The organism is Pannonibacter sp. CBAS1226 (assembly GCF_055685825.1).
The window spans coordinates 171755-184365 of record NZ_JBVOUO010000008.1 but is presented as its reverse complement, the minus strand read 5'-3'; the positions used below and the strand labels follow the sequence as shown (position 1 = coordinate 184365).

Sequence of the window (12611 nt, the reverse complement as noted above, 5' to 3'; positions counted from 1 at the left end):
GAAACCGGCTTGACGGGCGGGGCAACACCGGGTCACGTGCTTGTCCAGACTTGTCACGCCCGCCGCACAGCCTGTCCCGGCTCACACCTACGGACCTCTTCATGACCGACCGCCTGACCCTTGCCACCTGGAACATCAACTCCGTCCGGCTGCGCATGCCGATTGTCGAAACCTTTCTCAGCACCCACGCGCCGGATGTGCTGTGCCTGCAGGAAACCAAGTGCCCGGATGCCAATTTCCCGTTCGGCGCGTTCCGCAAGCTGGGCTATGAGCATGTGGAGATCAGTGGCCAGAAGGGCTACCACGGCGTTGCCATTGTCTCGCGCCGCCCTCTGGAGGCTGTCGAGCGGCGGGATTTCTGCGGCAAGGGCGATGCCCGGCACATTGCCGCCAGCGTGCCGTTCAATGGCGGTTCGTTCCGCCTGCATAACTTCTACGTGCCGGCAGGCGGCGACGAGCCGGACCGGACGATCAACGAGAAATTCGGCCACAAGCTCGACTTCATGGCCGAGATGAAGGCAATGCTGGCCGGGGACGAGGCGTCACGCCCGGGCGTTGTCGTGGGGGATCTCAACGTCGCGCCTTATGAGCATGATGTCTGGTCGCACAAGGCGCTGCTGAAGATCGTCAGCCATACGCCGGTGGAGACGGAACTGCTGGAAGCCATCCGCACCGGCGGCAACTGGGTGGATGTGATGCGCCAGCACGTGCCCATGTCCGACAAGCTCTACACCTGGTGGAGCTACCGGGCGAAGGACTGGGATGCTGCCGACAAGGGCCGCCGTCTCGATCACATCTGGATGACCCAGAGCCTTGCCCCGCACGCCCGCGGCATCGAAGTGCTGCGTGCTGCGAGAGGCTGGGAAAAGCCCTCCGACCACGTTCCGGTGATTGCGCGGCTGGAGGTCTGACGCCGGATAGAAGATCCGGCCTTGGCATAATCTTAAGTCCGCCGTGGCAGGATCGTGCGGTCAATGGATGTGCAATGGGGCAGGGGCAGGGGCTGGGGGCTGGATCTGGTGCAGGCGCAAGACGGCGGCGGAAAGGCCGGGCAACAGGCAACGGGTCTTCAGCGGCTCTGGCTGCGCCTTGCAGGCGGGGGCGCCCGCAAGGCCGCGCTGGTGACGCTGGCCATCCGCGTTGCCGGTGCTGCGCTCGCCTATGTGGCACAAGTGCTGATGGCCCGCTGGATGGGCGCATTTGACTACGGCATCTATTCGGTCGTCTGGACCGTGGTGATGATCCTCGCCCTGTTCGCCTGCCTCGGCTTTTCCTCGTCACCCGGCCGTTTCATCCCGCTTTACCGGGGTGAGGGCGCGCTGGCGCTGTTGCGCGGTTATCTCACGGCCAGCCGGGTGATTGTCTTTCTGGTGGCCTGCGTCATCGGCGCGGCCGTGGCGCTGATGGTGCTGCTGCTGCGTCCCATTCTCGATCCGGCCTATGTGCAGCCCCTCATGCTGGCAATGCTGGCCCTGCCGTCCTTTGCGCTCGCAGGTGTGCAGGATGGCATTGCAAGAGTGCATGACCGGCCGGATCTGGGCCTGATGCCCAGCTTCATCTGGCGGCCCTTGCTGATCCTGCTGCTGCTGTTCCTCGCCCTTCAGGCGGGGCTTGCGGTGAATGCCGCCACCGCGGTGCTGGCCGGGGCCGTTGCCAGTGCTCTGGTGGCACTGGACCAGCTGTGGCGGCTGAACCGGGTGATTGGCCGGCAGCTGCCCGCGGGCCCGCGGGCCCATGCGCCGCGCCTGTGGCTGGCGGTTTCCCTGCCCATGCTGCTGGTGGAGGGCTTTCTACAGCTCGTCACCAGCGCCGATGTGATCATGGTCAGCTTCTGGCAGAGCCCCGACGAAGTGGCGGTTTATTTTGCTGCCTCAAAAACACTGGCGCTGGTGCATTTCATCTATTTCGCCGTGCGTGCCGCCTCCGCCCACCGCTTCGCCGCCCTGCATGGCGCCTCTCATGAGGCCGCGGGCCGCAGCGCCTTTGAGGCCTATGTGCGCCGGGCCGGGTTCTGGACCTTCTGGCCCTCGGTTGGGGCTGCCGGCGTGCTGATCGCCGCCGCGCCCTTTCTGCTGGCCTTGTTCGGGCCGGGGTTCGAGGCGGGCACGCCGCTGATCGCCGTGCTGCTCATCGGCGTGCTGGCGCGGGCCAGCGCCGGGCCTGCGGATGTGCTGCTCACCATGTGCGGCCTGCAGAAGGCCTGTGCGGCCATCTATTCCGGCGTCTTCGTGCTCAATGTGGGGCTGAACCTGCTGCTGATCCCGCCTTTCGGGCTGATGGGCGCGGCTGTTGCAACATCCCTTGCCATCACCGGCGAGGCGCTGGCGCTGATCTTTGTGGCCCGCCGCCGCCTTGGCGTGCTGCCCTTTGCGCCCTTCGCCTTCTCCCTCGCGCTGCGCCGGGAGGGGCGCAATGGTTGAAACGGCTGAAAAACTGGAAGGCTTGCTGCTGCCGGTGGCCGATGCGCCGGAATGGGAAGCACTTGCCGGCGAGGCGCTGAGCCCCAACCCCTTCTTCTCCCCGGCCTTTCTTGTGCCTTATGCCGCCCATCTCGGGCCGTCTGACCTGAGGCTTGCCGTGGTGCGCGAAAGGGGTGGCGGGCACTGGCTGGCAGCGGCTCCCGTTGCGCTACGGCGCTGCGGTTTCCTCTTCCGGGAGCGGACGTTCTGGGCGGCAGAATATGGCCCGCTTGGTGTTCCTCTGGTGCATCCGCAGGCGCCGGATGAAGCGCTGGCCTTGCTGCTGGAGACAGCTGCCGCCGGGTCTCCGGTCCTGCGCCTGCCGTTTCTGCCCGTGGCCGGTGCCGTGACGGAGCGGCTGACGGCGGCCGCCGTCAGTTGGCGCTGGCTGGAAGGGCCTGTGGAAGAGCGCGCGTCCCACGATGGCGGTGCAGAGGGCGAGGCCCAGCTTGCCGCCGCCCTGACCACCAAGCGCCGCAAGGAGATGGAGCGGCTGAAGCGCCGCCTCTCGGAAGAGGGTGAACTGGTCTTCGACAGCCTGATCGGCGCTGAAGCCTTGGCCGCAATGGCAGAGTTTCTGGCGCTGGAGCGTTCCGGCTGGAAGGGCAGGGGCGCGACGGCGCTGGCGAGCCGCGAGGCGACGCGCCGCTTTGCGGAAGGATTTGCCGCCCGGCTCGCGGGCCTGGATGGATTGCGGCTGGACCGGATGCGGCTCGATGGCAAGCCGCTGGCCCTGCTCGCGGTTATCACGTCAGGCGGGCGTGCCTTTGCCTGGAAGATTGCCTTTGACGAAGGCTTTGCCCGCTTTTCGCCCGGCCAGCATCTGGCGCTGCATGCCATGCGGACGACGCTTGCCGATCCGGCGCTGCCGCTCGGCGGGGATTCGCTGGCCGTGCCCGGCCATCCGATGATCGAGCCCCTGTGGCGCGGGCGCATGGCCTATGCCCATCCCGTGCTGATGCGCGGTGCGGCGGGCGCTCTGCTGCACCGGCTGCACAAGCTGGATGCCTTCGCCTTCCGCGCCGCCAAGGCGCTGGCGCGGCGGGTTTTGCGGCGGCGTTAGAGCATCCGGAAAGCGGACCTGAAATATGGATCATAAGCCGGCAAAATATATGCTGGCGGACGTCACATGCGCTGTGCCGCGGCATGCACCTGCCTGAACAGGGCGGCCATCTCCAGAAAGATTGCCGAATGGGGAGAGCCGGGCCGCCATGCCAGCACCACCTGACGCGGGCAGGTGCCGGGCAATGGAAGCAATGCAAGCTCATGGCCCTGTGTCACTCCGGCATCAACCGCCAGATTGGGCAGCAGGGTGATGCCGAGCCCTTCCTCGACCATTGAGACCAGCGTGGGCAGACTGGTTGCCGCGAAGCTTTCGTCCGGCCGCAGATCGATGCCGGGAAAGGCTGAAAGTGCATGGCGCTGCAGGCAGTGGCCGCGCTCGAGCAGCAGCAGCGGAGTTTGGGACAGATCCTCTGGGCTGGCCGGTCCTTGCGCCGCCAGAGGATGGCTTGTGCTGACTGCAAGCTGATAGCCGTCCTGGAACAGGGGCTCGACAACCGCATCACCGAGATCGTGTGGAAGGGCAGCCAGGATCACGTCAAGCCGGCCGTCTGCAAGCCCTGCTGCAAGGCTCTCCGTGAGTTCTTCGCGCAGGAAAACCCTCAAGTCCGGCCATTTGCGCCGGATCTGCGGCAAGGCGCGGGGCAGAAGAAAAGGACCGACCGTCGGGATCGCACCCAGATGGACTTCTCCCTGCAGGGCGCCGCTGCGCTGCTGTGCCGCGGTCTCGATATCCTTGATCCCGGCGAGCACGATCCTCGCCCGGGCTGCAATGTCTTTGCCTGCGGGCGTCAGCATCACGGACTGGCGGGTCCGTTCGGCCAGGACCACGCCAAGGCGTCCTTCAAGCTCCTTCAGGCCCGTGGACAGGGTTGGCTGCGTGACGTGGCACATTTCAGCTGCACGCGAGAAATTCAGCGTATCAGCAAGAGCGGTCAGGAAGCGGAGCTGGCGAAGGCTGGGCATATCATTGAAAATCTCAATAAGACTTAGTCATATAATCAATTTCATATATTATTGGGGGCCGTCTACCTCTTTGTCACCGACAGCATGAAACAGAGAGGTTCCCAGATGTCTTCCACCACCACGACGCAAGGCCTGCCCCGTCTCAACGAGCCTGCCCCGGATTTTGATGCCCCGACGACCCACGGGCGCAAGACGCTGGCGGATTTCCGGGGCAAGTGGCTGGTTCTGTTCTCGCATCCGGCCGATTTCACGCCGGTCTGCACCACCGAGTTCATTGGCTTTGCCAAACTGCAGGACCAGTTCGACGCGATTGACACCCAGCTCCTAGGCCTGTCCATCGACAGCACTCATTCGCACATCGCCTGGACGCGCAACATCAAGCAGAACTTCGGCACGGATATCGGGTTTCCCATCATTGCCGATCTCAGCATGAAGGTTGCCCATGACTACGGCATGATCATGCCGGGGGCCTCTGACACGGCGGCGGTGCGGGCCACCTTCGTGATCGACCCCGAGGGCATCCTGCGGGCCATGCTGTATTACCCGATGAACGCGGGCCGCGCGGTCGCGGAAATTCACCGCCTTGTCGTGGCCCTGCAGACGGCCGATGCCAACAGCTGCGCCGTGCCCGAGGGCTGGGTGCCGGGACAGCCGGTCATCGTGCCTGCCCCAAAAACGCCGGAAGAAGCCGAAGCCCGCGCTGGCGAAGGCTACAACACCGTCGACTGGTACTTCTCGACCCGCAGCCTTTGACCGGTATGCGGAGGCGGTTCCGCCTCCGCCAGCCAACCGCCCTTCCGTGAGAACCAGCAAAATGACCCCAATCCGCATCACCAGCAAATTGTCTGTTACAGGCCAGATCTCTGCCGCAGACATCCCCGAAATCCGGCGCCTCGGGTTTGTTGCCATAGTCAACAACCGGCCGGACGGTGAAGAAGCCGGTCAGCCCGCACAGGACGAAATTGGCCGTGCAGGCACGGCAGCCGGGCTTGGCTATGTCTACCTGCCGGTGACGGACGCCACCTTGAGCGCAGAAGCGGCGCTTGGTTTTGGCGCCGCGCTCGACACTGCATCCGGTCCTGTGCTGGCGCATTGCCGCTCAGGCGCAAGGTCCTTCACCCTTTGGGCCATCGGCGAAGTCCTGTCCGGACGCATGAGCGCCGGAGAACTGACGGATCTGGCGGGCCGCGCTGGCTGCGATTCGACTGGCGCCTTGAACTGGCTTGCCGCCAGCACCGCCGCCCATCCCTGAGCTTTTCCCGAAAGGAGCCTTTCCATGACCGCAAAACCCGAAGTGACCGGCTTTTTCGATCCCCGGACCTGGTCAGTGCAATATGTCGCCGCAGATCCCATCACAAAAGACTGCGTCATCATCGACCCGGTCTATGACTATGACGAAAAGTCCGGCCAGACCGGCACAGACCATGCCGATGAGATCCTGCGCTTTGTGGCTGACAAGGGCTACCGCGTAACCTGGATCCTCGACACTCATCCGCATGCTGACCATTTTTCTGCCGCCCATTATCTCAAGCAAAAGACCGGAGCGCCCACCGCCATCGGCGAAAAGGTGACCGCGGTGCAGAACCTCTGGAAAGGCTTCTACAACTGGCCGGATTTCCCTGCCGATGGCCATCAGTGGGACAGGCTGTTTGCTGATGGGGACACATTCATGGTGGGCTCAATCCCGGCCAGAGTGATGTTCTCGCCGGGGCATACGCTGGCTTCGGTCACCTATGTGATCGGGGATGCAGCCTTCGTGCATGACACGCTGTTCCAGCCGGACAGCGGCACCGCACGGGCCGATTTCCCCGGTGGCAACGCGGAGGCGCTGTGGGACACGATCCAGGCAATTCTGGCGCTTCCGGACGAGATGCGGATATTCACCGGCCATGACTATCAGCCGGGTGGGCGTGAGCCGCAGTGGGAGTCCACGGTGGCAGCGCAGAAGGCCGCGAATATTCACATGGCCAAGTACCGGTCCAAGGCCGGGTTCGTGGCTGCCCGTGAAGCGCGGGATGCAACATTGCCGATGCCCAAGCTGATCCTGCATGCCTTGCAGGTCAACATGAATGGCGGGCGCCTGCCCGAGCCGGAAGCAAACGGCCGACGCTACATGAAACTGCCGCTTGATGTGCTTTCGGGCGCAGACTGGGGCTGATACCGGCCTTCAATGAGCCTGACACATCGCGCCTTGACCTTGCTTAACCGCCGTTCCTTGCCAGATCCCGCAGGGTGCGGCGGATGATCTTGCCGGTGGTGGTCATCGGCAATTCCTTGATGAAGGCGATCTCGCGCGGATATTCATGCGCCGAGAGGCGGTCACGCACGTGGATGCGGATGGCCTCTTCCAGCTCTGGCGACGGCTTGTGGCCATCTGCCAGCACCACATAGGCCTTGACGATTTCCGTGCGCAGCGGATCCGGCTTGCCGATGACGGCAGCCAGCGCCACCGCCGGATGGGTCAACAGGCAATCCTCGATCTCGCCGGGGCCGATGCGGTAGCTGGCGGAGGTGATGAGGTCATCATCGCGCCCGGTGAAATGGACATAGCCATCGGCGTCCATCTCGCCCTGATCGCCGGTCGTCATCCAGTCGCCGATGAACTTTTCCGCCGTGGCCTCCGGCTTGTTCCAGTAGCTGAGGAACATCACCGGATCGGGCCGGCGGATGGCGATCTGCCCCAGCGTGCCGGGCGGCAGGGGATTGCCCGCCTCATCGATCACCGCCACCTCGTGGCCGGGAATGGCAACGCCGATGGCGCCCGCCCGGCTGATGCCGAGCCCCGCGCAAGAGCCGAGCACCGCGTTGCATTCGGTCTGGCCGTAGAATTCATTCACCGGCAGGCCCAGCTCAGCCTTCGCCCAGTCATAGGCCTCACGGCCCAGTGACTCGCCCGCAGACCCGATGCTGCGCAGGGCAAGGCGGAAGCGCTTGGCGGGGCTGTCCACCGCCCGCAGCATCTTCAGCGCCGTGGGCGGGATGAAGGCATTGCGCACGCCCTCCCGCTCCATCAGGGCGAAGGCGGCCTCCGGGTCAAACTTGCGCGCAGCATTCGCAATCACCGGCACGCCCAGATGCAGGGCCGGGAACAGTGCATTCAGCAGCCCGCCCGCCCAGGCCCAGTCGGCCGGCGTCCACAGCAGGTCGCCCGGCTGGCCGAGAAATTCCTGTGACAGCTCGATGCCCGGCAGATGGCCCAAGAGCACCCGGTGGCCATGCAGCACGCCCTTGGGCTGGCCGGTGGTGCCGGAGGTGTAGATCATCAGTGCCGGATCATGGAGGCTGGTGTCCAGGGTTGCGAAACTGTCCCGTGCCCTGGCGCAAAGGGCGGAGAGGTTCTCGCTGCCGCCGTCCGGCGCGCCGGTGGTGATCAGCAGTTCCAGCCCCGGCAGATCTGCCTTGAGCGGCAGCACCTTGGCAAGGCCCTGATCATTGGTGATCAGCGCCCGCGCACCGGAATCGCCCAGCCGGTAGCGCAGGGCCTCGGGGCCGAACAGGGCCGCCAGCGGCACGGCAATGCCACCCATGCGGTAGATGGCGAGATGGGCAATCGCCGTCCAGGCGCATTGCGGCAGCAGCAGGGCCACCCGGTCGCCCTGCGATATGCCTTTTGCAGACAGCGCGTTGGCAAGCTGTGCAGAGGCGCGCTCAAGCGCCGAATAGCTCCAGTCCGTGGCCTTGCCGTCCTCGCCAATCTCGCGGATGGCCAGCCGCTCTGGTTCAGCGGCGGCCCATGCCTCGCAGGTGGAAGATGCGATGTTGTAGCGCTCGGGCAGCTGCCAGGTGAACTGGCGCCGCAAGCTGCCGAAATCTGCTGCCCGCTGAAGCATGGCCTTGTCCCGTCACAAACCGGAGGCGGAGCCTATCCCCCTCCGTGCTGCGGTGCAATAACCTTGGTAAAGCTGACAGTCCATCCAGCCAAAGGCGGGGTCAGTTCAGCTGCACCAGCGCAAGATTGAGCGCCGTGGCAAAGCCGACCCAGGCGGCATAGGGCACGAAGAGCAGGGCCGCCAGCCTGTCACGACGCCAGCCCACCGCAATGAAGGCGAGGATCGCCGCCAGCAGCGCCAGGATGATGCCGAGCCCCGCATCCAGCCGGTGCAGGGTGAAGACGGTGGGGCTCCAGGCGAAGTTCAGCACCATCTGCAGCGCCCACAGCCGGAACAGGGTGGAGCCTGCACAGGCCCCAAAGCTGCGCCAGCCGGCAATGCCGATGAGGATGTAGAGCACGGTCCAGGCCGGGCCGAAGAGCCAGTTGGGCGGGGTGAAGGAGGGTTTGGTGAGACCGGCATACCAGTCGCCGGGCAGGTTCGTGGCGCCGATCAGAAGTCCGCCGCCGACGCTGATGAGAAGGAAGACGGTGAGAAGGGGGAGCGGTGGCTTGCGTGTCATTACGTGTCTCCAGAGGTTTGGAAATGGGGTTCGCGTCCCGTTCCGTCTGTTCCCTCAGATCAGTCAGCACCGGCGTGGCGAGTTGCCGCGCTCATGTCTCCTCCATGGCGTCGACATAGTACCAGCGGCCGGATTTCTTGCGGAAACGGCTGAGTTCCCGGTGGATGTGCAATTGTGCACAAGACAGATACCGCGCCTCGAACAGCACCGTTCCATCCCGGTCATCCGGTCCGCCGCCGGTGGTCTTCAGCACCTTGAGGCCCGTCCACCGGCTCTCCGATGCCCAGCGGGCGGTGGCCGCCTCATCAAAGCCCGGCTGATATTTCGGCCAGAGCGTTTCCTTCAGATAGGCAATGTCCTGCATCACATAGGCGCTATAGCGCGAACGCATCAGCGCCTCCGCCGTCCCCGCCACAACCTTGCGCGCCAGCACCGGCCCGCAGCACAGCGCAAGGGCCTGGCCAGAACCGCAGGGGCAGGGGGATGCATCAGTCATGAGGGGAGGCCCGCAATGGAAAGGATCAAGGGCTGATATCTAGCGCGGATGGGAGGGGGCGTCGAGGTGGGAGGTGTTACACTGCTCCCGTGAAGCGAAGGAGTGGTTCCATATCCATCGCATCTGCGGCCCGTAATGCTGAAATATAGGCGGTGCGGCGCAGGTTGTCTGCTTGCAGGTCGAAGCCGTTGGCCCACTCGACCGGGGGATGACCGAAACGCTTTTCCAGGTAGACATCTGTAGAGATGCGGGCGTGGCGGCCGTTGCCATTTGGAAAGGGATGGATCTGCACCAGCCGGTGGTGAAACCGCGATGCGGCTTCGAGTGGGCTGAATGTCGCATTTTCCGCCCAGTAAGCGGCGTCATCGAGCAGATAGCGCAGTTGCACGGCAATCTGCACCGGATCGATTCCAATGTTCTTCTCGCGAAGCCGGTAGGTTCCGGCCCATGACCAGACCTCCCCAAACAACCGCTTGTGAAGCGTGCGCTGGAAGTCATCGGTCAGCACATCGCCGCCGCGCCTGCGCGAAAGCCAGCGCAGGCCCTGGATGATGTTGGCCTGCTCCAGTTCATCCAGCTCTCCACGCGTTGTGATATGCGTGAATTTGAGCCCTTCCATCTCGTCCGGATCGAGAGGTGTTGCGCCTTCAGGCTCCCTGAACATCAGGGTTTCTCCCAGAAGTCCGAAGGCCTTTCACGCAAGATCTCGCTGCTCAGCCGGCCGATCTCGGCCTGAATCTGATCTTGGGTGAGGGATTGCTGTTCCAGTGCCATATGCGCACTGGCGCGGCGGATGATGCTTTCCGCCTTGCTGCGGGCCTGGGCTTCGAGCATCTCTTCCACGCTGCCCTCCGGCACGATGGCATAGACGAAGCGCCCGCCCAGAGCCTCGGCCAGCTTCTCCATGTGCTGCAGGGTTACGCCGCCCTCCAGTTCCTTGCGTTCTGCCTGATAGACCGCCGCCTTTGTCACGCCCAGCCGCCGTGCCAGCGCCGGAGCGGACATGCCGAGAGCCTTGCGCATGGCCGCAATCCAGCCGCCGGCAGGAGGGGTCACTTGCCCGAGTTGCTCTCCCGCCCGGTCCAGAAGCCTTGCATACTGGCGCATCGCGGTGTCTTTGACGCTTGGCACGGTATATTCATCCATATTCTTTCTGATGCTGAAAGAGTATGGATTGATATCCATTTTGTGTCAAAGGGGATATATATCGATATATGAACGGTGATTGCGCCGTGCTTGGGCGTCAGAGAGCAATCAGATTTGCCTGTGAGCGCTTATGGCAGGCCGCGCAGAATGGGCGTGCAGGTGGCTGGACCTGCCGCGTCACAGATTTGAAACTGAAGGGAAAATCAAAATAAAAAACCTGCTGGTGGAGCCGAGGGGAATCGAACCCCTGACCTCTGCAGTGCGATTGCAGCGCTCTCCCATCTGAGCTACGGCCCCTGAGCAGGTGGCGGAATTTAGGAGGGGCTCCGAAGATCTGTCAAGCACGTGGTTTTACGCCCTGCCGCGTCCTGCTGGTGCGGGTGGGAGCGCGGTGCTGTCTGGTGCCTCTGGCGCGCAAGCCAGGGGCAGCGCAAGTGCCCGTCACTTAATCCTGTTCAACATGATGCCTTGCGGCGGCACCTGTGCGCCGCTACATCATGGAGAACGGAACGCCATCACAAAGCGGAACTCATTCATGCGTGCAATTCTGGACGTGCTCATGCTGGTCCTTCAGCTTTATACCTACGTGATCATCGCCAGCGCGATCTTCTCGTGGCTCTATGCCTTCAATGTGGTGAACATGAGCAACCAGTTCGTGGCGACCATCGGCCAGACGCTCTATGCCCTCACCGAGCCGCTGCTGCGCCCGATCCGCCGCGTGGTGCCTTCGGTCGGCGGGCTGGACCTTTCGGCCATCGTGCTGCTGCTGCTGATCTTCCTGCTGCAGAACGTCATCATCCGCTACATCTACCCCGCCGTCTTCTGATGACGGGGCCGGATAGGCCCTGGCGTCCGGTCAAAGGCGGGGTCAGCGTCGATGTGCGCCTGACGCCGCGTTCCGGTCATGACCGGGTGGATGGCCTGTCCGCCCTGTCCGATGGCCGCCAGGTGCTGGCGGCGCGTGTGCGGGCCGTGCCGGAAAAGGGCGCGGCCAATGCCGCGCTTGAGGTGCTGATGGCCAAAACCCTTGGCCTGCCCAAATCCGCCGTATCCCTCGCGGCAGGCTCCACCGCCCGCATCAAGACACTGCATGTGACCGGCGAGCCGGACACGCTGATGGCCGCACTTGAGGCGGTATGTGGCGGTTAAGCTATTCTCGCCGAGCGGTGGTCAGTCTTCGATCTTGCGCGCTTCGTCCGGCAGCATGATCGGAATGCCATCCTTGATCGGATAGGCCAGCTTGGCGGCGCGGGAGATCAGTTCCTGCGCATTCGCATCATATTCCAGCGTGGTCTTGGTCAGCGGGCAGACCAGAAGCTCCAGCATCTTGCGGTCGATCTGTCTGGCACTGTGTGAAGCGGCGGTTTCCGTCATCTGGGCGTTCCGGTCTTTCGGGTCTTATTGAAGGGTCGGGCCACCCTCATGGCCTGCACTGCGCGCCAGGTCAATCTCGGTGATGGCGACCAGCGTCTCGGCGCGGGTCTTGAGGTCGGCGGCTTCCAGCATGGCCTGCTTTTCCGCCGGGCCGTAGGGGCTCATCATGCACAGGGCATTGACGAGCACTTCCGTCTCGGCCCGCTCCACGCTGTCCCAGTCCGCTTCCATGTCATGGGCGTCGAGATAGGCGCGGAAGGCGCGCAGCAGGCCTTCCCGGTCCACCTCGCCTTCGCCGCGGCCGGTCTCCAGATCGGGCAGATAGGGCAGGAAGTCACAGGCCACCTGCCGGAAGGGCGTCATCGCCGGAAGCTCTTCGGTGATGCGGAAGCGGGCGATACCCTGAAGCGAGATCAGGTAACGGCCGTCGCCGCTTTCCTGAAACGAGGTGATCCGCCCGGCGCAGCCGACGCGGGACAGCGCGGGCTTTGATCCGTCCTGCACGTCAGTGATGGATGGCTGCACCATGCCGATGAGCCGCTGGCCGGCAAGGGCCGCATCCACCATGGCCAGATAGCGCGGCTCGAAGATGTTCAGCGGCAGCTGGGTGCGCGGCAGCAGCAGGGCGCCGGGCAGCGGAAAGACGGGCAGCGTCGCGGGCAGGTCCTTGATACTCGTGTAGCTCGCGTTTCCCGCCTTCATCGTGTCACCTCGCA

At 64.2% G+C, this 12611-nt stretch carries 16 protein-coding genes and 1 tRNA gene; 8 read left to right on the top strand and 9 right to left on the bottom strand.

All coding sequences use genetic code 11. The features are described from left to right. Positions 1–101: 101 nt before the first annotated feature. From xth to AC0CMF_RS20390, 3 genes are all read left to right on the top strand, one after another. Complete coding sequence (xth, locus tag AC0CMF_RS20400) at positions 102–911, top strand: exodeoxyribonuclease III (protein WP_374629104.1); 810 nt, start codon at positions 102–104, stop codon at positions 909–911. Positions 912–974: 63 nt separating this feature from the next. After that, the gene (locus tag AC0CMF_RS20395; RefSeq protein ID WP_374629105.1) at positions 975–2420 is read left to right on the top strand and encodes a lipopolysaccharide biosynthesis protein; all 1446 of its coding nucleotides are present in this window, start codon (positions 975–977) and stop codon (positions 2418–2420) included. Further along, on the top strand, positions 2413–3522 hold the full coding sequence (locus AC0CMF_RS20390) for a GNAT family N-acetyltransferase (protein WP_374629106.1): 1110 nt from the start codon (positions 2413–2415) through the stop codon (positions 3520–3522). Before AC0CMF_RS20395 ends, AC0CMF_RS20390 begins: the two co-directional genes overlap by 8 nt. A gap of 62 nt (positions 3523–3584) precedes the next feature. On the opposite strand, the gene AC0CMF_RS20385 is transcribed toward AC0CMF_RS20390, so the two are convergent. After that, positions 3585–4487 carry a hydrogen peroxide-inducible genes activator gene (locus AC0CMF_RS20385; RefSeq protein WP_186392388.1) on the bottom strand — a complete coding sequence of 301 codons (903 nt, stop codon included), beginning with the start codon at positions 4485–4487 and terminating at the stop codon, positions 3585–3587. A gap of 105 nt (positions 4488–4592) precedes the next feature. Between AC0CMF_RS20385 and AC0CMF_RS20380 the strand changes: the two genes are divergently transcribed. From AC0CMF_RS20380 to AC0CMF_RS20370, 3 genes are all read left to right on the top strand, one after another. Next, positions 4593–5240, top strand: coding sequence for a peroxiredoxin (locus AC0CMF_RS20380; RefSeq protein WP_374629108.1), 648 nt, complete (start codon positions 4593–4595; stop codon positions 5238–5240). Between the two features lie 61 nt (positions 5241–5301). Continuing rightward, the gene (locus AC0CMF_RS20375; RefSeq protein WP_374629109.1) at positions 5302–5739 is read left to right on the top strand and encodes a protein tyrosine phosphatase family protein; all 438 of its coding nucleotides are present in this window, start codon (positions 5302–5304) and stop codon (positions 5737–5739) included. A 24-nt stretch (positions 5740–5763) separates the two neighbouring features. Next, positions 5764–6645: an MBL fold metallo-hydrolase gene (locus AC0CMF_RS20370; protein WP_374629110.1), complete on the top strand. Its 882-nt coding sequence runs from the start codon at positions 5764–5766 to the stop codon at positions 6643–6645. Positions 6646–6688: 43 nt separating this feature from the next. Here the strand turns inward: AC0CMF_RS20370 and AC0CMF_RS20365 are convergent, their stop codons facing one another. From AC0CMF_RS20365 to AC0CMF_RS20340, 6 genes are all read right to left on the bottom strand, one after another. Then, the gene (locus AC0CMF_RS20365; RefSeq protein ID WP_374629111.1) at positions 6689–8317 is read right to left on the bottom strand and encodes an AMP-binding protein; all 1629 of its coding nucleotides are present in this window, start codon (positions 8315–8317) and stop codon (positions 6689–6691) included. 100 nt (positions 8318–8417) lie between these two features. Then, on the bottom strand, positions 8418–8879 hold the full coding sequence (locus AC0CMF_RS20360; protein ID WP_374629112.1) for a TspO/MBR family protein: 462 nt from the start codon (positions 8877–8879) through the stop codon (positions 8418–8420). Between the two features lie 91 nt (positions 8880–8970). Further along, positions 8971–9375: a YchJ family protein gene (locus AC0CMF_RS20355; protein ID WP_374629113.1), complete on the bottom strand. Its 405-nt coding sequence runs from the start codon at positions 9373–9375 to the stop codon at positions 8971–8973. Between the two features lie 76 nt (positions 9376–9451). Then, entirely contained in the window at positions 9452–10039 is a 588-nt protein-coding gene (locus AC0CMF_RS20350) for a mobile mystery protein B (protein WP_374629114.1), read from the bottom strand. After that, positions 10039–10521 carry a mobile mystery protein A gene (locus AC0CMF_RS20345; RefSeq protein ID WP_058898561.1) on the bottom strand — a complete coding sequence of 161 codons (483 nt, stop codon included), beginning with the start codon at positions 10519–10521 and terminating at the stop codon, positions 10039–10041. Before AC0CMF_RS20345 ends, AC0CMF_RS20350 begins: the two co-directional genes overlap by 1 nt. Before the next feature lie 221 nt (positions 10522–10742). Beyond that, positions 10743–10818: transfer RNA gene (locus AC0CMF_RS20340), tRNA-Ala, on the bottom strand. Positions 10819–11056: 238 nt separating this feature from the next. On the opposite strand from AC0CMF_RS20340, the gene AC0CMF_RS20335 reads away from it, so the two are divergent. Together AC0CMF_RS20335 and AC0CMF_RS20330 are read left to right on the top strand one after the other, a co-directional pair. After that, positions 11057–11347 carry a YggT family protein gene (locus AC0CMF_RS20335; protein WP_055455798.1) on the top strand — a complete coding sequence of 97 codons (291 nt, stop codon included), beginning with the start codon at positions 11057–11059 and terminating at the stop codon, positions 11345–11347. After that, complete coding sequence (locus AC0CMF_RS20330) at positions 11347–11670, top strand: DUF167 family protein (RefSeq protein WP_122522812.1); 324 nt, start codon at positions 11347–11349, stop codon at positions 11668–11670. The genes AC0CMF_RS20335 and AC0CMF_RS20330 overlap by 1 nt, the downstream gene beginning before the upstream one ends. A 21-nt stretch (positions 11671–11691) precedes the next feature. Here AC0CMF_RS20330 and AC0CMF_RS20325 read toward each other — a convergent pair whose 3' ends face one another. Continuing rightward, on the bottom strand, positions 11692–11895 hold the full coding sequence (locus tag AC0CMF_RS20325; protein WP_019965359.1) for a Trm112 family protein: 204 nt from the start codon (positions 11893–11895) through the stop codon (positions 11692–11694). A gap of 24 nt (positions 11896–11919) precedes the next feature. Continuing rightward, positions 11920–12597: an LON peptidase substrate-binding domain-containing protein gene (locus tag AC0CMF_RS20320; RefSeq protein WP_122522814.1), complete on the bottom strand. Its 678-nt coding sequence runs from the start codon at positions 12595–12597 to the stop codon at positions 11920–11922. Positions 12598–12611 lie beyond the last annotated feature (14 nt).

What these genes read in the sequence shown, in the direction of transcription:
- xth (WP_374629104.1), top strand. Translation starts at nt 102, where the DNA reads ATGACCGACCGCCTGACCCTTGCCACCTGGAACATCAACTCCGTCCGG.
- AC0CMF_RS20395 (WP_374629105.1), top strand. Translation starts at nt 975, where the DNA reads ATGGATGTGCAATGGGGCAGGGGCAGGGGCTGGGGGCTGGATCTGGTG.
- AC0CMF_RS20390 (WP_374629106.1), top strand. Translation starts at nt 2,413, where the DNA reads ATGGTTGAAACGGCTGAAAAACTGGAAGGCTTGCTGCTGCCGGTGGCC.
- AC0CMF_RS20385 (WP_186392388.1), bottom strand. Translation starts at nt 4,487, where the DNA reads ATGCCCAGCCTTCGCCAGCTCCGCTTCCTGACCGCTCTTGCTGATACG.
- AC0CMF_RS20380 (WP_374629108.1), top strand. Translation starts at nt 4,593, where the DNA reads ATGTCTTCCACCACCACGACGCAAGGCCTGCCCCGTCTCAACGAGCCT.
- AC0CMF_RS20375 (WP_374629109.1), top strand. Translation starts at nt 5,302, where the DNA reads ATGACCCCAATCCGCATCACCAGCAAATTGTCTGTTACAGGCCAGATC.
- AC0CMF_RS20370 (WP_374629110.1), top strand. Translation starts at nt 5,764, where the DNA reads ATGACCGCAAAACCCGAAGTGACCGGCTTTTTCGATCCCCGGACCTGG.
- AC0CMF_RS20365 (WP_374629111.1), bottom strand. Translation starts at nt 8,317, where the DNA reads ATGCTTCAGCGGGCAGCAGATTTCGGCAGCTTGCGGCGCCAGTTCACC.
- AC0CMF_RS20360 (WP_374629112.1), bottom strand. Translation starts at nt 8,879, where the DNA reads ATGACACGCAAGCCACCGCTCCCCCTTCTCACCGTCTTCCTTCTCATC.
- AC0CMF_RS20355 (WP_374629113.1), bottom strand. Translation starts at nt 9,375, where the DNA reads ATGACTGATGCATCCCCCTGCCCCTGCGGTTCTGGCCAGGCCCTTGCG.
- AC0CMF_RS20350 (WP_374629114.1), bottom strand. Translation starts at nt 10,039, where the DNA reads ATGTTCAGGGAGCCTGAAGGCGCAACACCTCTCGATCCGGACGAGATG.
- AC0CMF_RS20345 (WP_058898561.1), bottom strand. Translation starts at nt 10,521, where the DNA reads ATGGATGAATATACCGTGCCAAGCGTCAAAGACACCGCGATGCGCCAG.
- AC0CMF_RS20335 (WP_055455798.1), top strand. Translation starts at nt 11,057, where the DNA reads ATGCGTGCAATTCTGGACGTGCTCATGCTGGTCCTTCAGCTTTATACC.
- AC0CMF_RS20330 (WP_122522812.1), top strand. Translation starts at nt 11,347, where the DNA reads ATGACGGGGCCGGATAGGCCCTGGCGTCCGGTCAAAGGCGGGGTCAGC.
- AC0CMF_RS20325 (WP_019965359.1), bottom strand. Translation starts at nt 11,895, where the DNA reads ATGACGGAAACCGCCGCTTCACACAGTGCCAGACAGATCGACCGCAAG.
- AC0CMF_RS20320 (WP_122522814.1), bottom strand. Translation starts at nt 12,597, where the DNA reads ATGAAGGCGGGAAACGCGAGCTACACGAGTATCAAGGACCTGCCCGCG.